This window comes from Parasporobacterium paucivorans DSM 15970 (genome assembly GCF_900141895.1).
Taxonomy (GTDB): Bacteria; Bacillota; Clostridia; order Lachnospirales; family Lachnospiraceae; genus Parasporobacterium; species Parasporobacterium paucivorans.
Window position 1 is genome coordinate 20337 of sequence record NZ_FQYT01000013.1, and the last position, 26458, is coordinate 46794.

The 26458-nt window shown below is 43.7% G+C and carries 26 protein-coding genes; 21 read left to right on the plus strand and 5 right to left on the minus strand.

The window, feature by feature from the left end; genetic code table 11:
- Positions 1 to 2: 2 nt before the first annotated feature.
- From BUA79_RS06935 to BUA79_RS06990, 12 genes are all read left to right on the plus strand, one after another.
- The gene (locus BUA79_RS06935) at positions 3 to 1559 is read left to right on the plus strand and encodes a lipopolysaccharide biosynthesis protein (RefSeq protein WP_073993645.1); all 1557 of its coding nucleotides are present in this window, start codon (positions 3 to 5) and stop codon (positions 1557 to 1559) included.
- A gap of 1 nt (position 1560) precedes the next feature.
- On the plus strand, positions 1561 to 2586 hold the full coding sequence (locus tag BUA79_RS06940; RefSeq protein ID WP_073993690.1) for a polysaccharide biosynthesis protein: 1026 nt from the start codon (positions 1561 to 1563) through the stop codon (positions 2584 to 2586).
- Positions 2583 to 3692, plus strand: a complete 1110-nt coding sequence (locus tag BUA79_RS06945) for a capsular polysaccharide biosynthesis protein CapF (protein WP_073993646.1) — start codon at positions 2583 to 2585, stop codon at positions 3690 to 3692. Before BUA79_RS06940 ends, BUA79_RS06945 begins: the two co-directional genes overlap by 4 nt.
- 1 nt (position 3693) lies before the next feature.
- Positions 3694 to 4839 (plus strand): non-hydrolyzing UDP-N-acetylglucosamine 2-epimerase, encoded by a 1146-nt coding sequence (gene wecB / locus BUA79_RS06950; protein WP_073993647.1) that lies wholly within the window; start codon positions 3694 to 3696, stop codon positions 4837 to 4839.
- Positions 4840 to 5033: 194 nt separating this feature from the next.
- Entirely contained in the window at positions 5034 to 5831 is a 798-nt protein-coding gene (locus BUA79_RS06955) for a polysaccharide deacetylase family protein (RefSeq protein WP_073993648.1), read from the plus strand.
- Positions 5832 to 5847: 16 nt separating this feature from the next.
- On the plus strand, positions 5848 to 6804 hold the full coding sequence (locus tag BUA79_RS06960; RefSeq protein ID WP_073993649.1) for a glycosyltransferase family 2 protein: 957 nt from the start codon (positions 5848 to 5850) through the stop codon (positions 6802 to 6804).
- The gene (gene rfbF / locus BUA79_RS06965; RefSeq protein WP_073993650.1) at positions 6804 to 7604 is read left to right on the plus strand and encodes a glucose-1-phosphate cytidylyltransferase; all 801 of its coding nucleotides are present in this window, start codon (positions 6804 to 6806) and stop codon (positions 7602 to 7604) included. Before BUA79_RS06960 ends, rfbF begins: the two co-directional genes overlap by 1 nt.
- 1 nt (position 7605) lies before the next feature.
- Positions 7606 to 8955 (plus strand): lipopolysaccharide biosynthesis protein RfbH, encoded by a 1350-nt coding sequence (gene rfbH / locus BUA79_RS06970; protein WP_408633829.1) that lies wholly within the window; start codon positions 7606 to 7608, stop codon positions 8953 to 8955.
- A gap of 13 nt (positions 8956 to 8968) precedes the next feature.
- Positions 8969 to 10111: a radical SAM protein gene (locus BUA79_RS06975; protein ID WP_073993651.1), complete on the plus strand. Its 1143-nt coding sequence runs from the start codon at positions 8969 to 8971 to the stop codon at positions 10109 to 10111.
- A complete protein-coding gene (locus BUA79_RS06980; RefSeq protein ID WP_073993652.1) occupies positions 10108 to 12396 on the plus strand; it encodes a polysaccharide pyruvyl transferase family protein in 2289 nt (762 codons plus the stop codon). Before BUA79_RS06975 ends, BUA79_RS06980 begins: the two co-directional genes overlap by 4 nt.
- A 20-nt stretch (positions 12397 to 12416) precedes the next feature.
- A complete protein-coding gene (locus tag BUA79_RS12230; RefSeq protein WP_094757360.1) occupies positions 12417 to 13196 on the plus strand; it encodes a DUF2271 domain-containing protein in 780 nt (259 codons plus the stop codon).
- A gap of 237 nt (positions 13197 to 13433) precedes the next feature.
- Entirely contained in the window at positions 13434 to 13994 is a 561-nt protein-coding gene (locus tag BUA79_RS06990; protein ID WP_073993653.1) for a hypothetical protein, read from the plus strand.
- A gap of 95 nt (positions 13995 to 14089) precedes the next feature.
- Here BUA79_RS06990 and BUA79_RS06995 read toward each other — a convergent pair whose 3' ends face one another.
- The 3 genes from BUA79_RS06995 to BUA79_RS07005 are packed head-to-tail and all read right to left on the minus strand — an operon-like array spanning position 14090 to position 16193.
- Complete coding sequence (locus BUA79_RS06995; RefSeq protein WP_073993654.1) at positions 14090 to 14932, minus strand: hypothetical protein; 843 nt, start codon at positions 14930 to 14932, stop codon at positions 14090 to 14092.
- A gap of 9 nt (positions 14933 to 14941) precedes the next feature.
- The gene (locus BUA79_RS07000) at positions 14942 to 15607 is read right to left on the minus strand and encodes a class D sortase (protein ID WP_143147884.1); all 666 of its coding nucleotides are present in this window, start codon (positions 15605 to 15607) and stop codon (positions 14942 to 14944) included.
- Positions 15608 to 15617: 10 nt separating this feature from the next.
- A complete protein-coding gene (locus BUA79_RS07005; protein WP_073993655.1) occupies positions 15618 to 16193 on the minus strand; it encodes a hypothetical protein in 576 nt (191 codons plus the stop codon).
- 137 nt (positions 16194 to 16330) lie between these two features.
- Between BUA79_RS07005 and BUA79_RS07010 the strand changes: the two genes are divergently transcribed.
- Complete coding sequence (locus BUA79_RS07010) at positions 16331 to 17056, plus strand: plasmid pRiA4b ORF-3 family protein (RefSeq protein ID WP_242941661.1); 726 nt, start codon at positions 16331 to 16333, stop codon at positions 17054 to 17056.
- Positions 17057 to 17061: 5 nt separating this feature from the next.
- Positions 17062 to 18228: a PDDEXK family nuclease gene (locus BUA79_RS07015; RefSeq protein ID WP_073993657.1), complete on the plus strand. Its 1167-nt coding sequence runs from the start codon at positions 17062 to 17064 to the stop codon at positions 18226 to 18228.
- An 8-nt stretch (positions 18229 to 18236) separates the two neighbouring features.
- Here BUA79_RS07015 and BUA79_RS07020 read toward each other — a convergent pair whose 3' ends face one another.
- Both BUA79_RS07020 and BUA79_RS07025 read right to left on the minus strand, forming a co-directional pair.
- Positions 18237 to 19295: a uroporphyrinogen decarboxylase family protein gene (locus tag BUA79_RS07020; protein ID WP_073993658.1), complete on the minus strand. Its 1059-nt coding sequence runs from the start codon at positions 19293 to 19295 to the stop codon at positions 18237 to 18239.
- Positions 19296 to 19404: 109 nt separating this feature from the next.
- On the minus strand, positions 19405 to 20358 hold the full coding sequence (locus BUA79_RS07025) for an NAD(P)-dependent oxidoreductase (RefSeq protein ID WP_073993659.1): 954 nt from the start codon (positions 20356 to 20358) through the stop codon (positions 19405 to 19407).
- A 132-nt stretch (positions 20359 to 20490) separates the two neighbouring features.
- On the opposite strand from BUA79_RS07025, the gene BUA79_RS07030 reads away from it, so the two are divergent.
- The 7 genes from BUA79_RS07030 to BUA79_RS07060 all read left to right on the plus strand — a co-directional run bounded on the left by BUA79_RS07030 (position 20491) and on the right by BUA79_RS07060 (position 26442).
- Positions 20491 to 21180 carry a response regulator transcription factor gene (locus tag BUA79_RS07030; RefSeq protein WP_073993660.1) on the plus strand — a complete coding sequence of 230 codons (690 nt, stop codon included), beginning with the start codon at positions 20491 to 20493 and terminating at the stop codon, positions 21178 to 21180.
- A gap of 31 nt (positions 21181 to 21211) precedes the next feature.
- Complete coding sequence (locus BUA79_RS07035; RefSeq protein ID WP_178138555.1) at positions 21212 to 22546, plus strand: HAMP domain-containing sensor histidine kinase; 1335 nt, start codon at positions 21212 to 21214, stop codon at positions 22544 to 22546.
- 48 nt (positions 22547 to 22594) lie between these two features.
- Positions 22595 to 23032 (plus strand): C-GCAxxG-C-C family protein, encoded by a 438-nt coding sequence (locus tag BUA79_RS07040; RefSeq protein ID WP_094757354.1) that lies wholly within the window; start codon positions 22595 to 22597, stop codon positions 23030 to 23032.
- 130 nt (positions 23033 to 23162) lie between these two features.
- Positions 23163 to 23975 carry an ABC transporter ATP-binding protein gene (locus tag BUA79_RS07045; RefSeq protein WP_073993696.1) on the plus strand — a complete coding sequence of 271 codons (813 nt, stop codon included), beginning with the start codon at positions 23163 to 23165 and terminating at the stop codon, positions 23973 to 23975.
- A complete protein-coding gene (locus BUA79_RS07050) occupies positions 23968 to 24678 on the plus strand; it encodes an ABC transporter ATP-binding protein (protein ID WP_207647326.1) in 711 nt (236 codons plus the stop codon). The genes BUA79_RS07045 and BUA79_RS07050 overlap by 8 nt, the downstream gene beginning before the upstream one ends.
- A gap of 27 nt (positions 24679 to 24705) precedes the next feature.
- Positions 24706 to 25581, plus strand: coding sequence for a branched-chain amino acid ABC transporter permease (locus BUA79_RS07055; RefSeq protein ID WP_073993662.1), 876 nt, complete (start codon positions 24706 to 24708; stop codon positions 25579 to 25581).
- Positions 25582 to 25596: 15 nt separating this feature from the next.
- On the plus strand, positions 25597 to 26442 hold the full coding sequence (locus BUA79_RS07060) for a branched-chain amino acid ABC transporter permease (protein ID WP_073993663.1): 846 nt from the start codon (positions 25597 to 25599) through the stop codon (positions 26440 to 26442).
- Positions 26443 to 26458 lie beyond the last annotated feature (16 nt).

Consider the following 26458-nt stretch of genomic DNA (forward strand, 5'->3'; position numbering starts at 1 on the left):
GGATGAATACTGATTCAAGGGCCGTGAATTCCATACGCAATACTATATTCGGAGTTATAAATCAGGTGGTAAAAACCCTGCTTACCTTTGTGTGCCGTACAATACTCATAAAAACGCTGGGTGCCCAATACCTTGGAATAAACGGCCTCTATCTTAATATTCTCTCTATGCTTTCCCTGGCAGAACTTGGGGTCGGAAATGTATTGATATATACACTTTATAAACCGATTGCTGCGCAGAACACCGATAAGATACGTAATCTGCTCATATTCTTCCGGAGGATTTATTCTTTGATAGCAGTATCCGTGCTGGTTCTCGGACTGATGCTTGTTCCCCTGCTGAAATATCTTGTAAAGAGCGAGCTGCCTTATCGAAGTCAGGTTATATATTATCTGATTTTTCTTCTGAATTCGGTTATGTCATATTTTGTGGTTTATAAGTCCATACTGATTAATGCGGATCAGAAGAATTTCATGGTGAATATAATTAATACGATTTTGACAATCATTCAGAATGGGGCTCAGATAATAATTCTGCTCTTTTTCAGGAACTACACTGCTTTTCTGTTAGTTTTGGTATTTTCCACAATTATGAATAATCTGACTATAAGTATCATTGCTGATAAAAAATACCCTTTTCTGAAGCAAAAAGCCAGATTCCAGAAGGAAATCGAAGAAAAGAGAAAGCTCGTCGACAATATAAAAGCGACATTTTTTTATAAAATCGGTGGGGTACTGATGACCTCTACGGACAATATTCTGATATCCATTATGCTTGGAACTGTTGTCGTCGGGTATTATTCAAACTACAGCATGATCGTGGTCATGGTTGGCACATTCATAAGCATTCTGACAGACGCCTTTCTCGCATCCCTGGGAAACCTGAATGCCCAGGATGACAAAGAAAAATCTTACCAGATGTATAAGACAATGACCTTATTTTTTCATTGGATCGGAGCTTTCTGCACCATCGCTTTTCTTCTGGTTTTTCGCGATTTTGTTGCCATATGGGTAGGGGAGGAATACATACTGGATATGCCTACAACGGCTGCAATTGTAATCACCTTTTATCTGTCCTGCATTTCAAATCAGAACTGGATGTACAGGGAAACGATGGGGATATTCATGAAGGTTAAATATCTGATGTTCATCGCAGCCATGGTCAATCTGGTGTTCTCGGTTATACTTGGTTTGATAGCCGGACTTCCTGGAATACTTATTGCCACGGCCATCGGAAGGGTAACGACTATTTTCTGGAGAGAGCCGCTGATACTGTTTAGGGATATTTTCGGCAAAAAGGTCCGGGAGTATTGGATAAAACAGCTAAAGTATTTTTTGATGACGGTGGCGTCCTTTGGAATCTGCATGCTGATAACTTATCGGATTGCGGGGGGACTGATCGTGGTATTTTTGAAAATTGCCATTGCATTTGTTATTACCGGAATCATTTTTGTGGTTTTCACCCGAACGAGTCCGGAACTGAAATATCTGAAGTCACTCGCAGAAAAGATTCTGAAAATGATTGCAAATAAAAGGAGAACCGGAGATGGGGGACAATAATATGTTTAAAGACAAAACCTTATTGATCACGGGAGGCACAGGTTCCTTTGGGAATGCAGTCCTGAATCGGTTTCTTGATACTGACATCAGGGAAATTAGGATTTTTTCCAGGGATGAGAAAAAACAGGATGAGATGCGTCATATTTACGATAACGGCAAAATCAAATATTATATCGGTGATGTGAGGGATCCGGGCAGCATTCGCAATGCCATTTTTGGGGTTGATTATGTGTTTCAGGCAGCCGCTTTGAAACAGGTGCCTTCCTGTGAGTTCTTTCCAATTGAAGCTGTAAAAACGAACATTCTTGGAACAGATAATGTACTGACGGCGTGTATTGATGAAGGAGTCAAAAAGGTCATCTGCCTGTCAACGGACAAGGCCGCTTATCCGGTCAATGCCATGGGAACTTCCAAAGCAATGATGGAGAAGGTTTTCGTGGCCAAGGCCAGAACGGTGGATCCGGGCAGGACACTGATATGCGGCACCAGGTATGGCAATGTATTATGTTCCCGGGGTTCGGTCGTTCCCCTTTTTGTTGAACAGATTAAAGCAGGGAAGCCCATGACTGTTACAGATCCAGCCATGACCAGATTCATCATGAGTCTTGAGGAAGCAGTGGAATTGGTTCTGTTTGCATTTAACAATGCTGAAAGTGGTGATATAATGGTGCAAAAGGCACCTGCAACGACCATCGGGATTCTTGCACAGGCAGTGAAGGAGCTTTTTGAAGCTGATAATGAAGTGAAAATCATAGGAATCCGGCACGGTGAAAAGATGTATGAGACGCTGCTTACCCGGGAAGAATGCGACCATGCCATTGATATGGGGAGTTTTTTCCGTGTTCCTGCAGACAAACGTGACCTGAATTATGACAAATATTTTGTTGAAGGCAGGATCAGGAAGACAGAGCTGTCCGAATTCAATTCGGAAAACGCCTACCGACTTAATCTGGAAGAAACAAAAAGCAAACTGTCTTCCCTGAAGTATATTCAGGATGAGCTGGATATGTGGAGGAATCGGACATGAGAATTCTGATTACTGGAGCGAGAGGGTTCATTGGTAAAAATCTGGTGACCGAATTACATAACCGCGGGTATGCGGATATTATGGAGTATGATACAGATACGGACATGGACCTTCTGGATGCATATTCAAAAAAATGTGAATTCGTATTTCATCTGGCGGGCGTGAACCGCCCGGTGAACGACACGGAATTTTTGTCTGGGAACAGGGATCTTACTCTGTTCCTGCTGGACATGCTGAAAAAAAACGGAAACAGGGCGCCAATTATGATTTCCTCCTCTATTCAAGCGGCTCTGGATAACCCATATGGAAAAAGCAAAAAGGCAGCGGAAGATCTTTTGTTTGCATATGCAAAGGAAACCGACATAAAAGTTCTGGTTTACCGCTTTCCCAATGTTTTTGGAAAATGGAGCAGGCCAAATTATAACAGCGCAGTAGCAACCTTCTGCCATAATATTGCAAATGATCTCCCCATTCAGTTAAGTGATCCGGATCGGATTATGAGTCTCGTCTATATTGACGACCTGGTTGAAGAAATGATCAGGGCTTTAAACGGAAAGGAAAACAGACAGGGGGATTTCTGCGATGTTATGATCCATCACACTGCAACATTGAGTGAAATAGCCACTATAATTCAGTCTTTCAAAGAAAACAGGGAAAATCTGCATGTGCCGGATATGTCAAATCCGCTTGAAAAAAAACTCTACAGCACGTACCTTAGCTTTCTTCCTAAAGAACGGTTTGCCTATCCACTCAGAAGCAATGCGGATGAAAGGGGATCTTTCACTGAAATCATCCGGACGGATGACAGGGGCCAGTTTTCCGTGAACATCGTAAAACCTGGAGTGACAAAGGGAAATCACTGGCATCATTCCAAAAACGAGAAATTTCTTGTAGTAAGCGGAAAGGGTCTGGTCCGGTTTCGTAAGGTGGACTCGGATGACATCATTGAGTATTATGTGAGTGAAGAAAAAATGCAGGTACTGGATATACCGACGGGCTACACCCATAGCCTGGTCAATGTAGGAGATGTGGATCTGGTTGTATTCATGTGGGCAAACGAGGTGTTTAATCCGGATAAACCCGATACATACTTTCTGGAGGTGTAATATGAAAAAGCTTAAAGTCATGACCGTCTTAGGTACCAGGCCCGAAATCATAAGGCTTTCATCCGTCATAGGCAAGCTGGAAGAATCGGATGCGATAGAGCACATACTTGTACATACGGGTCAGAACTATGATTATGAATTGAATGAGATATTCTTTGAGGATTTCAAATTGAGAAAGCCGGATTATTTCCTGAAGGCAGCAGGTGCTGGACCGATAGAAACAGTCGGTAATATCCTGATTAATATAGAACCGGTTCTCGAAGCAACCAAGCCGGACGCATTCCTGGTCCTGGGAGATACAAACAGCTGTCTTGCCGCCATAGCAGCAAAGAGAAGACATATACCCATATTTCATATGGAAGCAGGCAACCGTTGTTTTGACCAGAGAGTACCGGAAGAGACAAACAGGATAATTGTAGACCACATTGCAGACATCAATCTGACCTATAGCGAAATTGCCCGGGAATATCTTCTTCGGGAAGGTCTTTCAGCAGACCGGATTATTAAAACGGGCAGTCCGATGATGGAAGTCCTTTATTCAAGAAAAGAGGATATAGATAAATCGAATGTACTGGAACGTCTCAGTCTAAAGAACGAAGGCTATTTTGTGGTTTCAGCACACCGGGAAGAGAATATCTGTACTGGGAAAAACTTCTCTGATCTGGTGGAAAGTCTGAACGCCATTGCAGACACCTATGGCATGCCTGTAATATTCAGTACACATCCGAGAACCAGAAAGATGATAGAGCATAGTGAGGTCGAATTCAATCCGTTGATCCGCATCATAAAACCCCTGGGATTTAATGACTATATCAAATTGCAGATCCATTCGAAAGCAGTAATAAGCGACAGCGGTACGATAAGCGAGGAATCCTCCATTCTCGGATTCAGGGCACTGAACATCAGACAGGCACACGAAAGACCGGAAGCAATGGAAGAGGCGGCCGTCATGATGGTGGGACTTGGGAAGGAAAGGATTCTGCAGGGTCTGCAGGTGCTGGAGACCCAGAATCAAAGTACTTTAAGACCTGTGTATGATTATCAGGTGCCTAACGTATCGGAAAAAATTTTGAGAATCATCGTGTCCTACACGGACTATGTGAACCGGGTCGTATGGGGGCGGCAAGTGGAAGCATCCGAACAGTGAACATTGTTTCTGGAAGTCATACATGGTATAATAATGAAAACAGAAGCTTTCGGATTATAAAAAAAGGCGGGCTGCAGCATGAAGATGGATTCTGGTATTCAGATAAAACTTCATCGAATATTTCGTAAATGGAAAGAGCATATTCCCATGAGTGGGAATGCGCTCTTTTTTGGTAGAATATCGGGAGGAAAATTGTGAATGGATTGATTTTTAAGACTTATCTGGCAGACATGATGGAGATTCTTGGAATCAATGAGCGAAGACTAAGGGACCTTAATAAAAGTTATAAGAATGATTATATTAGGATTATCAATTATCATCATGTCCCAGCCGCCTGCCGGAATATTTTCGAGGAACAGGTTAAATGGTATTATTCAGAGTTTGAAAATGTAACAAGGGACAAGTTGGAAAGTTTTTTGGAATCCGGGTATATTTTCAGAGATAAACCGGGTCTTGCGATAACCTTTGATGACGGCTTTGCGGATAATTATGAGATGTCTTTTCCGATTCTGAATAAGTATGGTTTTACAGGATGGTACTTTGTATCCTCGTCTCTTGTGGACACCCGGGGATATATGACTGCGGCCCAGCTAAAAACCATGGCAGAAGGAGGGCACATTATCGGAAACCACACTTATTCCCATCACCGGATGGAGATTACAGACTCTCAGGAACTTCTGAAAAGAGAAATCCAGACATCAAAGGAACAGCTTGAAAAGATGCTCGGAAGAAAAGTGGAAGCATTTGCCTGGTGCGGAGGGGAAGAATGCCATTACACAAAGGCGGCTTCAGATTGGATAAAAAGAAGCGGATACAGGTATTCAATGATGACGAATTCCCAGCCTGTATTGCATGATACCAGTCGTCAGCAGCTGCAAAGAACCAATATTGATGCTGGATGGAAAATGAGCCTGGTCAGATTTCAGCTTTCAGGAGCAATAGATAAGAGATTCGAAAAAAAACGGATCCGGGTCAACGAACGGATCCAGTGATGAGGGGGCGTTGTATATGGAGAGCGTTAAAATTCTAAGTATTTGCATGCCGACCTATAACAGAAATGAGCATATCATGCGACAGCTCAAATTCATTCTGTCTGAATTTGCGCCCTATCGGGACGAAGTGGAGATTCTTGTGTCCGACAACTGTTCAGAGGATGATACTGCCAAAAATCTGCAGGATCTGCGAAAGCAGAACAAGACTTTTACCTACTGGGTGAACAAAGAAAATATTGGATTTATCGGCAATACCAGAAAACTGGCAAAAAAAGCTAAAGGCAGATATATATGGTTCGTTGGGGATGACGATATTATTACCCATGGGATAGCCGATGCCATCTTTGGAGTTTTTTATTCAGGAAACGATGTTGGTCTGATTGCCATGAACCACAACTTTTTTATGGGAGAATATACGCCCGGATGTTCCAAATCGGTCATCAATTTTCCTAAGGGTGGATTGCATAAAAATGGCAAAAAAGCAGCGGTGGATATTTTTGTGCGGAATGACGGCGTATTGATGTTTATAACGGCTGTAATCATGAAAAAAAAATATGTAATCGAAGCGATCAGAACCTGCACTAGAAGTCTGACGACAAACCTTAGCTGGGCTCTGGCTGCTGCCAGTGATAAAAATGGCATATGGCTTATTGAAGAGGTCTATATACATGACCGTTACAGCGGGATTTCATGGAGCGAGAAATATCTGGAGGTATTTGCTTATAATATGACAGTTTCCGTAAAAGAAATGAACAGATTCGGTTATTCGAACGAGCAGATCAAAAAAATGCTGAAAAGCAGGAAGCATTATCAGGAATTCGTAGCCTATATGGTCAGAAGCCCCAGGACAGGCATTCCGAATTATTTGAACTATCTGTCCCCGGGTCTGCTCCTGAATACGCCCGCCATATTGTTTAAAGCGCTGTTCAAGAAAATCCGCAGACATTTGGCGGGAGAAAAGGAGGCATCCTGATGAAAGTAGTAATCTTAGCAGGTGGGTTTGGTACAAGAATCAGTGAGGAGAGCCACTTAATCCCGAAACCGATGATAGGTATCGGCGAGAAACCGATTCTCTGGCATATTATGAAGTACTATTCCTATTATGGATACAATGATTTCATTATATGCTGTGGATACAAACAGTATGTCATCAAAGAATTCTTTGCAGACTATTATCTGCATATGTCCGATGTCACCTTTGATTTTACTGCTGAAAACAAGCTGGTGGTACATAGCAATCACACGGAACCCTGGAAGGTTACTATAATCGATACAGGACTCAACACTATGACAGGAGGACGTATTAAACGCATACAGCCATTTGTTGGGAACGAAGCCTTTATGCTGACGTACGGGGACGGCTTATGCGATGCAGACATGAATGTCCTTGAAAACTATCATCATGCCCATGGAAAAATCGCCACGATTACAGCGATCCAGCCCGGGGGAAGGTTTGGAAGCGTTGATATCGATTCAAACGAGGATATCACCAGTTTCAAGGAAAAGGGGATCGAAGAGGGTGGATGGATCAACGGGGGATTCATGGTGCTGGATCCGAGGATATTCGATTATCTTGACGGAGACGACTGCATTCTTGAAAAATACCCTCTTGTAACCCTTGCTGAACAGGGGGAAATTAAAGCCTTCAAGCATTATGGGTTCTGGCAGTGCATGGACACTATGCGGGATAAAATGCTTCTGGAAAGATTATGGGAAGAAGGCACTGCACCGTGGAGAATTTGGGAGGAACAGCAGACCGGATTTGTAAAATGATATGGGGGGGAATATGGGAGCAGATCATTTACGGAAAGAAATTATTGAACTGACAAAAAAATATTATCAGGAAGAGTTTGCAAATCATAAGGAATTCTCGCCTGGAGACCGAATCAACTACTCTGGCAGGGTATTTGATGAAGACGAACTTGTATATCTGGTACAGGCTTCATTGGACTTCTGGCTGACGACGGGACATTATGCAGATGAGTTTGAACAGAATCTGGCCGGATTTCTAGGATTGAAATATGCATCTCTTGTAAATTCCGGTTCGTCAGCAAATCTGCTGGCCTTTATGGCCCTAACGGCACCGGAGCTTGGCGTGCGCCGGATTGAAGTGGGAGATGAGGTGATTACGGTGGCAGCCGGATTTCCGACAACCGTTACGCCAATCATTCAGTATGGTGCCGTCCCTGTTTTCCTGGATGTTACAATTCCACAATACAACGTGGATGTTTCCAAATTGGAAAAGGCCCTGTCCAATCGTACAAAGGCGGTTTTTTTGGCACATACTCTGGGAAATCCATTCGATTTGAAAACTGTGAAGGAATTCTGTACCCAGAATGGGCTGTGGCTGATTGAGGATAACTGCGATGCCCTGGGGTCCGTGTATTGTATGGACGGGGAATGCAAAAAGACAGGAACCTTCGGGGATCTTTCTACCTACAGCTTCTATCCGCCCCATCACATCACTCTTGGCGAAGGAGGCGCAGTCTGTACAGACAATCCTTTGCTGAACCGGCTCGTAAATTCCTACCGGGACTGGGGCAGGGACTGCTGGTGTAAATCCGGAGTCGATAACACATGTGGACGAAGACATGCCGGCCGGTTTGGACAGCTTCCGGAGGGATATGACCATAAGTATGTCTATTCCCATTTTGGGTATAATTTAAAGGCTACCGACCTGCAGGCATCCATTGGCTGTGCACAGATGAAGAAGCTCCCTGGTTTCATCGAAGCAAGGAAAAAAAATTGGAATAAGCTGAGACAGGAACTTGAAATCGTTTCGGACAAAATAATTCTTCCAGAGACGGCTTCGAATTCGGATCCAAGCTGGTTTGGTTTTCTGATGACGGTCAAGGAAAATGCAGGTTTTGCAAGAAATGAGCTTGCAAAGCACCTTGAAGAGAGAAATATCCAGACAAGATATCTTTTTGCTGGAAATTTCCTCAAACAGCCCTGCTTTGACGCAATGAGAGACGGCAATGGCGGATACCGGGTTGTTGACACCCTGGAGAACACAGACAGAATCATGAGCGATTCGCTGTGGATAGGGGTTTATCCCGGGATGGATGATCGGAAGTTGGATTTTATGGTACAGTCAATTCTTGGATTTATACACAGCAGATAAAGGGGAGATGCGTATGATTATCCGTGCAAAAACAAAGACTCTGTTTTCAGGAAAAGAACTGTCTGAGAGGCAGAAGAAAAATACAGAACTGAATATGTGCGAGCTGGAAGCTAAAGCAGAGATACTGGAATCTTATCCCAGAAGACTCGTATTTGAGCTGACAAATGCCTGCAACCTTAACTGTATTATGTGCGGGAGAAATGCCGCAAAATTTAAACCGACAGCGTTCGATATGGAGGTGTTCAGAAGTTTTGAACCGATGATGGACATTGTGGAGGAGGTAACCCTGATGGGATGGGGTGAGCCCACCATCCATCCGCATTTTATTGAAATGCTTGAAATTATCCATAGGCATGGAGCCAGAAAATATTTTTGCACGAATGGGATGAATCTAAAGCAGATAAAGAAAGCATTATTTGATTATGAAGTGGATGTATTTGCCGTGAGTGTGGATGGAGCTACGAAGGAAACCAACAACAGGATCCGGAAAGGATCAGATCTGGATATGATTGTCCGGGATTTGAAGGAAATTGAAAGAGAAAAAAAAGAACAGTGCCTGTCCTATCCTTATATCAATTTCGTATTCTGTGCCATGAAGTCAAACCTTCATGAACTCCCGGATCTCATCCGGCTTGCCGCTGACATTGGCATCGAAGAAGTGAAAGTCGTTTATCTGACGGTATTTGGGGACGATATTCTGAACGAAAGTCTATGGGGGCAGGAAGAAGAGGTAAGGAGTGTATTTGGAGAGGCGGCGCAAATCGGAGAAGAACTTGGAATTCTCCTGAAACTGCCCTACATTTCGGGGGAAGATGAAGCAACCGAGAAATTGCATAAGGAATGTTATGTATCATGGAGAGATTTTTTTCTGGGTTCTGATGGCTATGTCAGACCATGCATGTCTACACCGGTACAGTTTTTCCGATACGATGTAAAGAACAGACCGGAATTCATGAGCGTCTGGAATGCTCCGGAATATCAGAAATACAGGTCTATCGTCAATGATCCGGAAAAAATGGAGAACCCATGCAGACGCTGCTATCAGTCATCCTACTGCAACTGGAACAAAAAAGAATCTTTCATACAAATTGGAGAAAACTTTTCTCCAGAATGGGAAAGTGAGAACAAGGGCCTGGGCAGGGAGGGTTCATTATGAAAAAAGCAGCCATAATGACTTGGTTTCATTATAATAATTTTGGGACAGCTCTTCAAGTGACAGCTCTGTACAATTCCATACGGAAAGCCGGTTATGAAGCAGACGTTATCCACTATGTTCCACACGGACGACTGGTGACTTTGAAGGATAAAAAGCATTTTGCGTATTATGCGAGGAAAGCCGTCAGGAAAATAACCCATGTGCACAAGGATGAACTGGAAATCCGGGATGAAAAACGGAATGCTGCCTTTGAAAAGTTCCGGGAACAGCATATTACTTTAACGTATAAATGCAGAACGGCTTCGGATTTATACAGATTGAATGACCTGTATGACTCGTTTGTCTGTGGAAGCGATCTGATCTGGTCGCCGTCCTGGTTCAATCCAAAGTATTTTCTGGATTTTGTCCGTGATACGGATAAGATGATTGCTTATGCACCCAGTATCGGCCAGACGGATATACTGGATCCATGCGTGAAGAAAAGAATGAAAGAGAGTATAGAAAGATTCAGACACCTGTCGGTCCGGGAGGAGCAGGGTTCCCGCGCAATCAGACAGATATGTGGAAAAGATGCATTTGTAGCCTTGGATCCCACATTTCTTCTCTCGGCGGATGAATGGACTGGTTTTGCGTCAGAAGGCAAGAGTGAAGAACCTTATATATTGTCTTATTTTCTGGGGGATGACAACGAAGAGAACTGGCATCATGTGAAGATGCTTTCTGAAAAAATCAAAATCCCCGTGAAGGTCATCCCGGTATGCAACGATGATTATAAAAGGGGTTTTGCCGCGGAAGACGGAGTAGGCCCGGCGGAGTTCATACATCTGATCAGGGATGCGGCTTTCGTGTGCACAGATTCTTTTCATGGCACGATATTTTCCATTATTTTCAAAGTGCCTTTTTATACGTATGAAAGGTATTCCAATAATGATAAAAATTCCCGGAATTCAAGAATCCACAATATACTGCAAATATCGGGACTGAAGGAAAGGCTGGTCATAAACAAGTCTCAGGTAAACCCGGAACCGATGGACTGCAGATTTGAGGGGGCTATGGAAAGGATTGAGGAGGAAAAACGGAAATCCCTGGTTTTCTTGCATGATGCGCTTTCCAAGAGTATGGCTTCCGAAAATCATCTTTCTTTTGAAATCACCAATACCTGCTGCGGATGCGGATCCTGCCAGGCCATATGTGATCAGGGAGCCGTCCGGATAATACGAAACCGGGACGGGTTCTGGGCAGCGCAGGTAGAGCAGAAAAAGTGTACACGGTGTGGCGTGTGCGTAGAGGTCTGTCCCTTTAATGGGGAGACCACCGGAAATTTGAGTGAAAAGGAACAGGCGCTTTTTGCAATCCGTTCCAGGGAAGAGAAAATCAGGAATGCCAGCGCATCCGGAGGAGCTGCGTACGAGATAGCCCGGATGCTCCATACTCGGGGATACATCATATCCGGCTGTTCATACGATGCCGGGAAGCGGGAGGCGTCCCATGAAATGGCCGTGGAGGGGGAAATGCTAAAATTAGCCAATTTCCAGGGATCCAAGTATATCCAGAGCAATTCGGCAGATCTGTTTTTGAAGGCAAAGAATATCCGGCAAAAGGCTGCAATTTTCGGAACGCCCTGCCAGATCAGCGGAATGGATAAACTGCTTCAAAAGGAAAACAGGCGGGATCAATTTGTTCTGGTAGATATTGTCTGCCGTGGGATACCTACCTGGAATCTATGGAAGAAATATCTGCAGCAGGGAGCCCTGGAACATGGATATGGGTTGGCCCCACGGGTTGTATTCCGGGATAAGTCGGGAGGGAAAAAAATCCACATCCGGATAGAGGGTAATGCAAAGGAGTATACTTGTACAGAAACGAAGGATTTATTTTACCGGTTTTATCTGCTGGGTCACGTATATATGCCATCGTGCTACGAATGCCTCTTCCGCCGGGGGTCCGCCGCAGACATACGTCTGGGGGACTTCTGGGAGGGTCGTTACCGGGAACCCGGGGATAGGGCAACTTTGGCTGCTGCCTTTACCGCAAAGGGAAGAGAAGTGTTAGAAGAGCTGTGTAAAGGCGAACAGGTTGAGTCTGAAGCAATCCGACAAAAGGATATAAGGTCAGAGGAAAATATGGAAAATCCTATCAGGCCGGTATTCTATGAAGACCTGATGAAAGATCTGTATGAGGAAGAGACCTCCTTAAAGGATCTGGCCGACATATACTGTTTAGGTTTTGAATCGGATAAAATCATGAAACCAGTATTGGGACTGTATGAAAAAATAAAAACCTGAAAGAGGGAAGCGTGGCTGCCATGAAGGAAAAGCTTATCAGGAAAAAAAAACTGCTGACGGGAGCCGGTATCGTACTCATACTGGCTGTAGTTATCCTGGCCGTACGGTTAACAGTCTGGCATGGTGATAATGATGAGTCGGGTAAGACAACTGCGGCAACTACTGAATCGGCCTCTGCGACTGCTGAAACAGATGCGCAAACCTCAGAAACCACGATAAAGAACTCCTCATCCACTCCAGATCCGACTACTGCACCTACGTCCACTACCCAGACAAATCCTCCAGAGAGACCAGACCAGCTGGTTGTATCGTTTTACAAAAGCTATTCCACAACAGAGGCATCCAACCAGTACGCCCTTTGGATAGAGGACAGCTCAGGAAGAGTTGTGAGGACGATTTTTGTCACCAGCTTTACAGCCACAGGAAACGAGCTGTCAGGCGGAGTGGCCGGATATACTTTCCGGGAGGATGCCCTTCCTACTTGGGTTGCTAAAGCCGTGCCTCGCAATTTATCTGAAATCCAGCTCGATTCTATTTCTGGGGCAACACCTCTGGAAAGCGGCACAAGAGAATATAGATGGGATTTGAGGGATGAAACAGGAAATCCGGTACCGGACGGAGAATACACTCTCCAATTGGAAGGGACGCTGTACTGGTCCAGCGGAGTCGTCTTTTCAGGGCGGTTTACACTTGGTGCCGGTGCGGTTGGTGATATTGGCATCACAACCGCTTATAATTCCCAGGAACAGCAAAACCGGAATATGATTACCGGAGTCCAGGCTTTCTTAATCCATAAATAAATACATGGGATAAATCGGAGCGGATGGCAATGTCATTGATTGTGACCAATCGTTGTCATTGCCAAATTCGCTCCGGTTCTTTATTTAGCATAAAAGCTGATATATAATGAAGGTGAGGATAATGGTGGATTTGAGAAGCAGGATGGAATAAACATCCGGAGGTGGTAGGATATGTAGAATTCAGGAGATATCTGACTGCGATTATTATACCTGAAAACAGGAAAGAGGTGTAGGATCATGAAAAGTAGGAAAAGTAGGAAAATCAGGTTGGGTATAGCTTTTATTGCCGCGATGGCACTGTTGCTTCCGGTATTGGCTGTCCCGGTATTTGCCGAAGAAATCTGCGTTGATCCAAATTGTGGAGAATACTGCTGCTGTATAACGAATGAAACGGCGACGGGCGCCAACAGCTGGATTGACGGAACAGGAACCCGGATACTGCCAAAGGGAAACTGGTTCATGTACAATTATTATAATGGAAGCAGGAGCACCTACCCGCTTCAGGCTGGCAATCCAGTTGGTGGACAGTGCCTGGTCGGAATATTCACGGTTGTAAGTCTTGGTGGCAATATGTATAGGATTGATTACAATATGGCCCAGGGAATCGAAATGAATGGGGAAGTTTACAATGTCAGTATCATAGATGAACATTTAGGTATCAGTAATACAATGAATTTCACTGGAGCTCCGGGAATTGATGACAATAAGGACTTTGGAGTACCATTCTATGATGCAGACGGGGCATTCTATATTTTCGCACACTTTGGATTAGCGCTTGAGTGGGCCTGGTGGCTGTAATTTTCAGAAGTCTAAACTCTTAAAATCTTTAATAGATAAATAAAAAGATATCCGCCGGCTGTCGTTTCTTTAACAGCCGGCGGATATCTTTTTATTTATTTAACAGACTTCTTCATCGAAGCCGTCACCCCTATCAGGAATGCCGAAACGAGAAGCCATAAGAAGCCGAGTATAACAAAAACCTTTATCCCGCTGGAGAGATATCCTGAGACGAAATGATAGAAGTATTCAGGTTCAAGGTTGATCCTCTTATAGAAACCGGTCAGAAGAACCAGCCCTGGAACGATAATGCACAGGAGTCCCGCAGATAAAGTGCTGTAGGTCAGGAAGCGCACAGCCTTATGCTTGAAATGATAAAGCCGGATCAGGAACAAGGAAATCAGGATGGAAATCAGGATACTTACCGGGATGCCGATCATCATAACCGGAGCATATATATTCCTTGCCTGCACCAGGTATGTCAGAAAAGGGACTTTTATTTCATCGGTATAATCAGCTCCTGTCTGTTTTGCAAATTCATCCAGGTTGGCCAGCTGCTCCTGCGTTAAGGAAATACTTTGGCTTTGCATATATGATAGGACATTGCTTTTAAGCGTTTCCGATACAGCAGTTGAGTCTGCCTCGTATTCGCGTCCTGCCAGTATGGCTTCAGCGTAAGCCTTAGTATCCAGGGCAACCATAGTAAGCGGGTAAATATCCGTAAGCGTCTCCAATGGAATTCCCGCCGGAATCGAAGCTGATTCCAGATTGTCGTAAAGCACGGTCTGCAGGCTTTTGAAATAGGTGCTGTCCAGCCGTTTTAAGACTGCATTGTCATGCAGAAAGCCTGCATAGATTCCTATTAAGCATGTCATGAGCGTCAGGACAAGTGTCAGGATGAAAGACATGATCAGGCTGATGATGTATCTCGTTGATGAGTTTTTTATTAAGCTCCGCATTCTGGTCTCCTATTCGATATCCGGTCCGGATAAACGTTTTGCATACACGAATAAACGGTCCTGTTTGGAGCCTGTCAGGCTGTCAAAAGGATAACAGGTGTACAGGATAAGCTGTTCAGTTTCGGCCGATAAATCGTATGCGGAGGTATCTTTATAGTTGTGGACAGCTGCCTCCGTCACTTCATAAATATATTCTCCGTAGTTGGTCGAGTAGTTTATCCTGTCCCCGGGCTGGATGTACTGCAATGGCAGAAAGAAAGTGGTGTTATGACCGCCAACAAGAATCGTCCTGTTGAAACCGGGCAGGAAGCTTCCTGAAAACTGCCCTGCGCCCACCCGAAGTATGGCGTTGTCATCGCCCATATATACAGGAACATCAAGTCCGATCCTCTCGCAGCGGATGTTCCCGTAATGGGTTCCATAGTCGGGAATCTGGATGCTGCTCAACGGAATGGTTTGCTGGTCAGAAAGAACCGCTCCGGTATAGATGGAATTCAAATCAGATGAGAAATCCGGAACTTCATCAGCCACCATCATTCCTGCGACCGACAAGCCGGTATCTATAAGTGGTTTTGCGGCAAAATATATAAAGGCATATCCTGCTAAAGTAAAAAATAATGGCAGATAAAAATATGCCATTATTTTACTGAGATTTTTTTTCATTATCTTTTTCACAATATTCCTTTTATGCTGTTTTAACAAAAAGTTTCTTTTTATTGGCAACTGCAATTCCTGCGATGGCCGCCACGGCTATGCCGGACAGGAGAATGGCCGTCGAATTTGTGGAAGCACCGGTCGCTTTGATGATGTCGGAATTTGAAAGAGTGGCTACCACAGCGCCGGAAGAATTTTTAATGGTTAAAATATCGCTGGATGTATTGTAGGTCACGGAGTAATCCACAACTGCAGCAGCGGCAGACGTTTTATCAACAATCTGTGTTTTGGCAGAGTTTGACAGCTGGCTGAGTTGAGACACGCCTTCAGCCTTTACGATGGCGGCTGCTGCATCGATTTGTGCATTTATACTAGAAGCCTCAGTTGCAGTGATGTCTACACCGTCTTTCATCATTTCTGTTTCGGCCATGTTGATATATTCAGCCGGAATCGCTATGTTGGTCCCATTCACGCTGATTCCTGCCTTTAATTTTGTCAGTATGCTCTGTTCTGCATCATTGATTCCGGATGCTGCTGAAACGTTCACAGGCATGGCAATCAATAATAGTGTAGCGGTTAACAGTGCAAATAATTTCTCTTTTTTCATTTTATACCCTCCGTTTTATGTTCTCATTTAAAGGTTATATTTTTCTCATTATAGAAGTAATGTATCGTAATGTCAATAAAATCAAGCATTTGATGTCAGCAGTGATTCATTTCTTGACGAATGGATTGATTTTGCCTATGATAAAAAAGTTAGAAAATAAAAAGGATGGATCTGTCATGAAAGCGTATATCGTGAAAATTGAAATGAAGGGCTCAGAGCCTCTGGTATGGCGTCGGATCATCATGCCGGCCGGAGCCACATACAGAAGGCTACATGATATCATACAGGATGTGACGAATTTTCGGGGAGGATATCCCAATGAAAATTATCATTTGTATGCATTTGTGCTGAGCAAGGAAAATATAAGGGTGACTAATGATGAGGATGCGTATGAGGGTCACAAGCATTTTTTGAAAAACAAAAGATTCTACAAGGAAAGGCTGGAGACAATTCCGGATAATCTGGAGGAATTTGAGCGGGCCTACCAGGAAAGTCTGAAGGTTGTCATACGTAAGCCAAGTGGGTTGAAAATAGATGGGTATCTGGAGAGACAGGGGGAGATTCTTTATGAGTATGATTTTGGGGCAGGATGGCAGCTTGTGGTCCGACTGGAGGAGACCGTGGAAGATTACCCCTATGGATACCCGATGCTTCTGGATGGGGAAGGGACAGCCCCGCCGGAGGATGTAGGTGGATTGGAGGGATTCTATGAATTTCTGCGCATTTACCATGATGAGAGCCATCCGCAGCATGAAAGTACAAAAGTCTGGGCCACGAAAATGAATTTTCGTGAATATAACAAAGAATGGATTAATTATTTGCTGAAATCGATAAAATATAAAAAAAAGAAGAAAGGTGCCTGACCCCAATGAAGACCTTGATAAAACTATATTCTTCATCCCCAATTCGGAATGTATATGCTGCACTTTTGTTTGAACCGGAACAGATTGTATTTTTAGGCGGTAAGGAAATGCGGGAAAAACAGCTGAAAGTTTTCTTCAGGGAAAAGCTTCCTTCTGTGAAAATGGAATTCTATACAGTGGATTTACAGAATCTGGAGAATATTTCGCAGGTTTTGGAAGAAATTCTCAAAAAATATCCGGAAAGTGCTGTTGAACTTTGTGGAGGTGGAAATCTTCTGTACATTGCTGTTGGAGAGCTTATTGGTGAACAAAGAATCCCAGCTTTTTTTTATGACATTAAAAATGCCATGATAAGAAATGTATCAAATTTTAAAATTACAGAAGAAATGAATAATTTAAAAGCTCCAAAATTACAACTGGAGGATTTTGTCCTGATGGCGGGAGGCTCTCTGGAAGGATATGGACATATCGGAATCAACAAGCTGTCTCCGGAGATGCAGCTGGATATAGAATTTTTATGGAATATCTTTTTTGACAATCAGGAAAGATGGAGGAGGCTGATTGATTACCTTCAGAATAAAAGAAACAGCCTTCTGACTGATCCGTCTCCATTTTCTTTGCATGAACGGATGCAGTATAATGATTTCATTGAGGATAAGCTGTCCACGCTGGCTTCCTCTCCAGGCAAAATAATCCGGGATCTGAACATAACCCAGAAGCAGATAAATTTTTCCTATAAAAATGATGTCATAAAAAAATGCCTGAATGATAAGGGCCTTATCCTGGAATTGTATCTTTTTCTGATTGCGATGCGGATGGATTTTTTTGATGAGGTGCGGATAAGTACGATTATCGATTGGAATGGAATTGGGAATGAAGAGAATAACATAAGCAATGAGCTGGACGTGACCCTGGTGAAAGGCACCCGGCCGATATTTATTTCCTGTAAGCTTAAAATAATTACAGTAGAAGATTTGAACGAAATTGATATGCTCGTCAAACGGTTTGGCGGAGAATGCGGCATTGGAGTAGTCGCCACGGTTGGGACCTTTTCCACAGATTTCCCGACTGTTTACAGGAGGGCCAGGGAAATGGGAATCCATGTAATCGAATATGATGATTTTAAATTCAAAAGAGTAGAAAAAATACTCGGGGGTCTGACCCCCGAGTAACTGAGTAATTATCTGCTGTATAATTCACGGCTCAAAACATAGAATAATTCATAGGAATCGAAGGATCTGTCAGGATTCGTTTCGATATAGTATGGAATAAATCGTCCGGTTTTGCCGACCGTATTTACAAGATCGGTTATCAGTTTCCGGAGGTCCTCATCCGGCAGGGCAGGGTCGCCGACCATAATGGAGACCTGAGCCATTTTATCGCCATAATTTTCCATGATACTAAGTTTATTGTTCGCATTGTCCTGGCCTTCCCACAAATCAAATCCGGCTTCTATGAAAAGTGGAATCATTGGTTCGACATTTCCACAGCAGTGATAGTTCACATACAGACCCATATCGTGGGCAGCGGCGTTCATTCTCTGGTAGTGAGGCATCATGACTTCCCGGAATGTCTCATTGGACATAAATGGGCTTCTCTGTGTTCCCATATCATCATGGAAAGTAATCATATCTGCCCCATAAACTTCTTTTGCAATCTTTATCAGATCGATGTGGAAGTCAGTCAACTTGGTATAGAATGCCTCGAGAGCTTCCTGCTCTTCAAGCAGATAGCAGAAAGTATCTCCAAAAGAAGTGAGGTCGGCGGTTCTTTCAAAAAGACCGTTGACGATCATGAAAGTGGTGAAACGGTCCGGATCGATAGCATCTTTATAATTTTCTTCGTAATCCTTCTTCCAGTCGATAGTATTTAAATCCGGCCAGACAAGCTCTTTCTCCCACTCCGTGATATCAGAAAGCCGTCTTGTGTTTGGTCTGACCATGGCAGCATTTGATTTTGGCTCAAATGCCCAGTCAATACCGAACCAGTCAATTCCACCATGGTTTCTGGCAAATGCATCCGGCATGACCTCAGGCTGGACAATGTTGGAGTCGATGGGAAGTACAGGCATCCAACAGGGCTTTTTATTCTGCATCAATAATTGAAAATTCTCTTTTGGGGTGATCGGGGTGTTGAATTTTCTGGCGTGAACCGGCGGGAATCCGTATGGGCTGGGAACATCTTTATACATCCCCATATCTTTTAGTTCTTCTTCTTTGTTAAATGGATTGCAACTCATAAATAACCTCCTAAAAATCTGAATTTGTATCTCCATTTTATAACCATAAGTGAATTAACGAAAGTTCTTATTAGTCTTATAACCATTCCATAACCGAATGCAAGACGGTTTAAAAAAATCTGTTCTCCAGTTCTTTGCATTCTGCGTAAGCCTTTAGATTTCTGTACAGTGTTTCCTTCATCCTTCCGAATGCATTATCCGAACCGGACATTGTATGGGGATATAGAAAAACATTTTCCAGGTCCCAGAGAGGGCTGTTTATGGGCAGGGGTTCTTTCTCATATACGTCCAGAACGGCTGCAAGCAGCAGCTTGTTTTTAAGTGCGTCAACCAGCGCCCCTTCATCGCAGACCGCCCCGCGGCCCACGTTGACAAAGACACTGCCCGGTTTCATGCTGCGGAAAAAATCCTTTCCGGCAAGGTGAAAGGAGTCATCCGACAAGGGAAGCGTAAGAATTACTATATCCACTTGGGGCAGAAAATCCCCCGCATGATCAATGGAATGGACTTCATCAAAACAGTCGGAAGGCAGTGGATGGCGGTTGAAGCCGATCACTTTGGCTCCGAAAGCCTGCAGTCTTTTTGCAATCTGGAATCCGAGGTCGCCGGTTCCCAGAATAGCTGCTGTTTTACCATAGATTTCGATAAGGTCCTGTTTTCGCCTGAAAACACGATCTTTTTTCTGAGAATCAAACACCCGGCTCTGTTTATAAACGTTGAGAATACCGGAGAGCACGAATTCGGAAATCGGTATGCCATATACACCCCGCATATTGGCCAGGATGATTTTTCGCTCCTTGATCTTATCCGCAGGAAAATGGTCAAAGCCTGCAGCCAGTACCTGGATAAACTTCAGGTTTTTGAAATCATCAATATTCTCATGCTGGAAGATGCCTACCGTGGCAAGTACTTCGCAGGTATAGGCTTCCTCCGGCAGGGAAAGTCCCTCGGTCGGATGCAGGACTACGTCATAGCCCAGAGCCGCTATGCGGTTTATATAATCGTCGTCATATTCCCACATATTATAGGAATGCTGTTTGAATAATAAAAGCTTTATATCCATATGAAAAACTCCTCCGTCCAGACATTAGTTACAATGATTTTAACATATGGAACTGTGAATTGTAAATTTATGACATAAGTTATATAATATACTAAATTATTTCGATGGATGGGTGGCATTAGGAGGTATAAAGTGGCAAGAGTCTTGATTGTTGATGATGAACCGATGATTCGTGAAGTAATACGTGAATATGCGGAACTGGAGGGACATGAAGTCAGGGAAGCGGAAAGTGGACTGAAGGCTATTGAATGCTGCAGGACAGAGGATTTTGATGCCATAATAATGGATGTCATGATGCCGGGGATTGATGGATTGACGGCGTACGAGAAGATTAAAAAGACCAATTCGATTCCGGTACTTATACTCTCTGCAAAAGGGGAAGAGCATGACAAGCTGTATGGATTCAGTCTTGGAATAGATGATTACGTGGTCAAACCGTTTTCGCCCAAAGAACTGATGGCTCGTCTTGGCGTAATCCTGTCTAGAAATCGGGGACGACAGAGCATATCAGATGGAGATACTTCTAAGTGCCGCCTGCAGTTCGAGGGGATGAAAATTGACGGAAAGGCATATAATGTATACATTGACGGTGTTAAAGCTGCAATAACGATGAGGGAATTCGATTTGCTTTATTTTCTGGCATCCCATCCCAATATCGTTTTTTCGAGGCAGCAGCTGCTGGATAACGTCTGGGGCTATGACTACATGGGAGACGACAGGACGGTGGATACCCATGTCAAAATGCTCCGCCATTCCATTGGAGAATACAGGAAATATATCATCACGGCGAGAGGGGTAGGTTATAAGTTTGAAGTTCTTTGATTTTAAGGGAATACGTTTCAGATTATATCTATTGTTTATCGGATTTGCGGTAATTATTGTCGGAGTGGTATTCTTCATTCAACTTTTCAATATAAAGCAAAGGGTAAGACAGGATACTCTGGATTCGTTACGGAACATAACATGGAATATTTCAGCCACATATGGTACGGATGCCTATTACAAGGCAATGCGGGCTGCAGCTTATTCGGGCGAGTATCAGATTAAGACCATGACAGAGGATGGAGAGGAATTGGACTCAGTCGGAGTCGCCGGACTGGATGCCCGATGGCCGTTAAAAATTCTAAAAATGGATAATCTGATCGAACAGCTAAAAAACTCCAATGGTTATATAGACTATGTCATAGAAGACGGAAACACGGACTGGGTCGTGCATGCGCAGGTCCTGGCCAGCTGGGAAGGAAAACGGGAGATTATTTTTGTTGCAAAATCCACAGACCATGAAAAAGCTGTAATCAATAATGTACAGCTGCAGCTTCTGGAGATATCCCTCATTGTATTTGCATTCGCCTTGCTGATGTCGTGGTTTCTGGCCAGGCAGTTCTTGAAACCGATAGTTATAATTACGAATAGTGCAAAAAAACTGGCCAACGGAGATTACAGCGTGTCATTTCCACAAAATACGTATGCAGAAATCAATCTTTTGTCAGAGACAATGGAAATGGCGGCACGCGAATTTGCCAATTACGAACAGAACAGAAGGGATTTGATAGCCAACGTTTCTCATGATATGCGGACTCCGCTGACAATGATTAAAGCTTATGCGGAAATGATATTGAACATTTCTGGTGATAATCAGGAAAAAAGGGACAGGCACCTGGGAATTATCATTGAGCAGACAGATAAACTTTCCATTTTTGTAAACGCATCCCTGAATCTGGCCAAATTGCAGTCAAAAGAAACGAAACTTCAGTTACAGAAATTCTCACTTGGGAGGCTGGTAAATGAAGTTATAGAACACTTGAAAGTGATTTATGGGAAAGATGCGGTGTTTGAAACGAAGATTTTTGAAAAATATATGATTAAGGCGGATAAACCCATGATTGAACAGGTGTTGTTCAATGTAATAATTAATGCGGTTAAATATTCCGGTGGGCCAATTTATATCAATGTAAGGTGTGAAGGCAAACATATATTATTTGAAGTCATAGACCATGGCGTCGGCATCGCCGGGGAAGACCTGCCCAATATCTGGATCAAATACTATAAGATAAATCCCGGTTCAAAAGATTTTGGAAGCACGGGGGTCGGCTTGTCCATCGTCAAGGAAATCCTGGATCAGCATAATTTCGAATATGGGGTTGACAGTGAGCCGGGTAAGGGCAGCAGGTTCTGGTTTCGAGCGTGAAAGTTCCACAGGAATTTAAAATTAAGATACGGGTAGGGAGGGAACATTTTGGATATTCAAAAAAGGATTGATATTGCGATGGGCGGCAGAGGAAAAGGGTATGCCTGTTCCCAGTGTGTGGTGTGCGCTTTTTCGGACCTGCTGGATACGGACGAGAAAGATCTTTTTAAGATGGCAGAAGGATTTGGAGGCGGAGTCGGAGGTCTTATGGAAGTTTGTGGTGTTGTCTGTGCAATGGCGATGATTGCCGGACTTATGACGAGTGGAGGGAACATCGAAAATAATACCACAAAAGTACAGACAATTGATCTGACCAGAAAACTGGCTATGGAATTTAAGGATAGGAATGGCACCATTATTTGCAGGGAACTGCGCGGTGAGGACACAGGCACGCCAATCAGGGATTGTGACCTGTGCATTCAGGATGGGATACGGATTATTGCAAAGCATTTCTTTGCGGATAGAGTAGTGGGAGCAGATAAATAGACCAAAAGATATTCACGGTAAGGAGTCGTGTATGACGGCTCCTTTTTTGTGTCATATGCACAAAAAAACTGAAAAAAATGCAGTATTTCACATGGATTTCACAATGGTCACATACTCGTCACACCTGAAGATGATAGATTTAGGTAAGCCAAATAATGTAGGAAAAGGAGGAGGCACATTGGACATCCTGAAATTGGAAAAGGTCATCAAGAATTTTGGCGGCGTACAAGCATTGCGAGATGTTGATTTGAATATCAGACAGGGAAGCGTCCATGGACTGATCGGTCCTAATGGATCTGGAAAAACAACTACGTTTAATGTCATTAGTGGCGTTTTTAGTCCGACGTCGGGGAAAGTCATCTTTGATGGAAAGAATATAACGGGCATGACGCCTTATGAAATTGCCAAACATGGAATTGGGCGTACGTTCCAAATTCCACGTGTAATGCCGCGAATGACAGTTCTTGAAAATGTTATGGCCGGAATGTACCTGCGAACCAGTACAGATATTATGGGAACATTTTTCCATCTGCCTTTTAAGGAATCGAAACAGGAAAAACATATCAGATACAAGGCAATGGAATTTCTTGAATTTGTCGGTTTGGATAAGTCAGCAGGCAGATGGGCTGGAGATTTAGTATGGGCAGAGCAGCAGACCCTCCAGATTGCCAGGGCGCTGGCGGGTGAACCAAAGCTTCTGCTATTGGATGAGCCAACGGCCGGTATGGGTGCGGAAGAGTCCGAATTTATAGAAAATCTGATAAGACGAATCAAAGCAAATGGAACCACGATTATTCTGATTGCACATGATGTCAAGCTCGTTACCCGTGCATCGGATATTGTTACAGCTATCGAGTTTGGTTCGAAAATTGCGGAAGGTTTGCCGGAAGAAGTGAAAAATAATCCGAGGGTGGTGGAAGCATATCTTGGAACAGATGAGTAGAATTTTAAAAATTGAAGAGTTGTCTGTCTACTATGGGCAGATTTGCGCAATCAAGCGCATTAATATGGAAGTATTTGAAGGGGAAATCGTTACCCTGATCGGTTCAAATGGCGCAGGAAAATCAACATTGATCAATACGATTATCGGACTTCAGAAAGCAACTAAAGGAAAAATTACATTTATGAATGAGGACATCACTAAGGTGTCGACAGATAAAGTGATTAAAAGGGGAATCTCGGTCGTTCCTGAAGGCAGGGGTATGCTTGCCAGTATGACTGTTCTGGAAAATCTGCAGCTTGGTGCCTATCATAAGAAAAACGTGATAGAGCAAAATCTTGAAAAGGTGTATGAACGTTTTCCGATTCTCTATGACAGGCGCCTGCAGAAAGCCGGCACTTTATCCGGAGGAGAACAGCAGATGCTGGCCATCAGCCGCGCCATAATGGGAGATCCGAAGCTGATTCTGCTGGATGAGCCTTCCCTGGCCTTATCTCCGGCCTATGTGGATAAAATCTTTAAAATACTTGTTGAGTTGAAAAAGGAAGGGATGACCATCCTGCTGTCGGAGCAGAATGCAAAAAAAGCGCTCCAATATTCTGACAGAGGATATGTTCTTGATTTAGGCGAAACTGTACTGGATGGAAAATCAAGCGACCTGGCTGGCAATCCAGCCGTCAGAAGTGCATATTTAGGTGCAGATTAATATCAATAGATGGGAGTGATTTAGAGTATGGAAAGTTTTATTGCCCAGGTAATTAACGGACTGGCTACAGGCAGCATTTATGCATTAATAGTACTCGGCATGAATCTGTTGGTATTGGTGAGGGATATAGTGCATCAAGGTTATGCCCATATTATTATGATTACGATGGCAGCAGGCTGGATTACATTGAATACATCAGGCGGAAACATAGCGATGGCCATCGCTGTCATGGTTGTTGTCGGTGTTCTGGTTACAATGGCGACAGAACCGCTTTTCAGACCGTTGTGCAAGAGAGGAGCCCAACTTGAGACGATCGTACTTGCAATGAGCGTAGGGATTATATTGACGGAATTCATGTCTCAATTTGTAAACAGTGGAGGAAACTTTGCGTTTCCAGCCAGTATGAGGGGTGGCGGAATTACATTGACTTTCGGTCTGATTCGGCTTTCGCTTGCGAACATCATTGCCTTGATCAGTGCTGTGGTCGTAGCACTTGTACTGCTCTGGTTCATGCATAAAACGCAACAGGGACGTGCCATACGCGCTATGGCCCAGAACCTCCGGGTGGCGAAAATGCTTGGCATTCCTTTTGGAATGACGGGAATGATAGGATTTGGGATAGCCGGTTTTCTGGCAGCCATTATTGCAATCCTTATTATTATGACGATAGGAACCTGCGGTCCCTCTCTTGGAGATACATTTGCAGTGAAATCCGTAATATTGATGCTTTTTGCAGGCATGGGTAATTTGAAAGGCGGTCTCTTATCTGCTCTGTTCATGGGTCTGATTGAAGCGATGGCTCTTGCTTACCTTCCTGGCAGCTGGACGCAGGCAATCTTCTATGGGGTTATCATGTTGGTAATTATATGGAAACCAAACGGGCTGTTTGGAACGGCCAAATAGAAAGGAGGGGATACCATGTCAACAGCGCTTTCATATTTTATAATATTCTGCTGCGTATTCATCATACTGACCTGGGCAGCATATGTTCCTTTCCGGGCAGGTCTGTTGTATAATGGCACTGTTTATTGCATGGCGATAGGCGGATACTTTGCGGCACTTGCATCAAAGACATGGCACTGGCCATTTTGGGTGTGCATTATCGGGGCTATCGTAGTTGGCGCAATTTTGGGGTTCATACCGGCGTTAGGGTTTTCCAGGACAAGCGGAATCGTTACGGCGGTTTCCTCCATGGCTCTCATATTCATTATTCAGTCTGTTATCCGCAATATAGATATTTTAGGGGCTGGCAGAGGCATAAGCGGCATCCCGAAGATAGAGAATCTGGTTCTGTATTCGCTGATTCTTGTACTGATTGTTGCCGTATTCATTTTCAGGCTGGATCATTCCAGACTGGGACGTGCCTTTGAGGCTGTTCAGACAGATCCGGATATGGCGGCTACTCTGGGAGTTAACGTAAAGATAATCAGTGTTTTAGGTCTTACGATATCATCTGCACTAGGGGCTGTAGCCGGCGCAATCTATGCATTTAATATGCGGATTATTTACCCCGAAACTTTTGGATTTTCCCTGCTTCTTTCTGTCATGACAATGCTTTTTGTAGGCGGGCGTTATACCCAATGGGGGATGTTTATATCGGTACCCTTGCTATGGGGAATCAATAAGTGGATACCATCCAGTCTTGCAATTTATGCGCAGATCATATATGGGGTAATTCTGATAGTGATTCTGATGGCACGTCCGGAAGGACTTGTAACCAGAAAAATGGTTGCAGGCGTAGGCAGGGTATTTGTCAGAAAATAAGTACGGTTTTAATTAA

What these genes read in the sequence shown, in the direction of transcription:
- BUA79_RS06935 (WP_073993645.1), top strand. Translation starts at nt 3, where the DNA reads ATGAATACTGATTCAAGGGCCGTGAATTCCATACGCAATACTATATTC.
- BUA79_RS06940 (WP_073993690.1), top strand. Translation starts at nt 1,561, where the DNA reads ATGTTTAAAGACAAAACCTTATTGATCACGGGAGGCACAGGTTCCTTT.
- BUA79_RS06945 (WP_073993646.1), top strand. Translation starts at nt 2,583, where the DNA reads ATGAGAATTCTGATTACTGGAGCGAGAGGGTTCATTGGTAAAAATCTG.
- wecB (WP_073993647.1), top strand. Translation starts at nt 3,694, where the DNA reads ATGAAAAAGCTTAAAGTCATGACCGTCTTAGGTACCAGGCCCGAAATC.
- BUA79_RS06960 (WP_073993649.1), top strand. Translation starts at nt 5,848, where the DNA reads ATGGAGAGCGTTAAAATTCTAAGTATTTGCATGCCGACCTATAACAGA.
- rfbF (WP_073993650.1), top strand. Translation starts at nt 6,804, where the DNA reads ATGAAAGTAGTAATCTTAGCAGGTGGGTTTGGTACAAGAATCAGTGAG.
- rfbH (WP_408633829.1), top strand. Translation starts at nt 7,606, where the DNA reads ATGGGGGGGAATATGGGAGCAGATCATTTACGGAAAGAAATTATTGAA.
- BUA79_RS06975 (WP_073993651.1), top strand. Translation starts at nt 8,969, where the DNA reads ATGATTATCCGTGCAAAAACAAAGACTCTGTTTTCAGGAAAAGAACTG.
- BUA79_RS06980 (WP_073993652.1), top strand. Translation starts at nt 10,108, where the DNA reads ATGAAAAAAGCAGCCATAATGACTTGGTTTCATTATAATAATTTTGGG.
- BUA79_RS12230 (WP_094757360.1), top strand. Translation starts at nt 12,417, where the DNA reads ATGAAGGAAAAGCTTATCAGGAAAAAAAAACTGCTGACGGGAGCCGGT.
- BUA79_RS06990 (WP_073993653.1), top strand. Translation starts at nt 13,434, where the DNA reads ATGAAAAGTAGGAAAAGTAGGAAAATCAGGTTGGGTATAGCTTTTATT.
- BUA79_RS06995 (WP_073993654.1), bottom strand. Translation starts at nt 14,932, where the DNA reads ATGCGGAGCTTAATAAAAAACTCATCAACGAGATACATCATCAGCCTG.
- BUA79_RS07005 (WP_073993655.1), bottom strand. Translation starts at nt 16,193, where the DNA reads ATGAAAAAAGAGAAATTATTTGCACTGTTAACCGCTACACTATTATTG.
- BUA79_RS07010 (WP_242941661.1), top strand. Translation starts at nt 16,331, where the DNA reads ATGATAAAAAAGTTAGAAAATAAAAAGGATGGATCTGTCATGAAAGCG.
- BUA79_RS07015 (WP_073993657.1), top strand. Translation starts at nt 17,062, where the DNA reads ATGAAGACCTTGATAAAACTATATTCTTCATCCCCAATTCGGAATGTA.
- BUA79_RS07020 (WP_073993658.1), bottom strand. Translation starts at nt 19,295, where the DNA reads ATGAGTTGCAATCCATTTAACAAAGAAGAAGAACTAAAAGATATGGGG.
- BUA79_RS07025 (WP_073993659.1), bottom strand. Translation starts at nt 20,358, where the DNA reads ATGGATATAAAGCTTTTATTATTCAAACAGCATTCCTATAATATGTGG.
- BUA79_RS07045 (WP_073993696.1), top strand. Translation starts at nt 23,163, where the DNA reads ATGATAGATTTAGGTAAGCCAAATAATGTAGGAAAAGGAGGAGGCACA.
- BUA79_RS07050 (WP_207647326.1), top strand. Translation starts at nt 23,968, where the DNA reads ATGAGTAGAATTTTAAAAATTGAAGAGTTGTCTGTCTACTATGGGCAG.
- BUA79_RS07055 (WP_073993662.1), top strand. Translation starts at nt 24,706, where the DNA reads ATGGAAAGTTTTATTGCCCAGGTAATTAACGGACTGGCTACAGGCAGC.
- BUA79_RS07060 (WP_073993663.1), top strand. Translation starts at nt 25,597, where the DNA reads ATGTCAACAGCGCTTTCATATTTTATAATATTCTGCTGCGTATTCATC.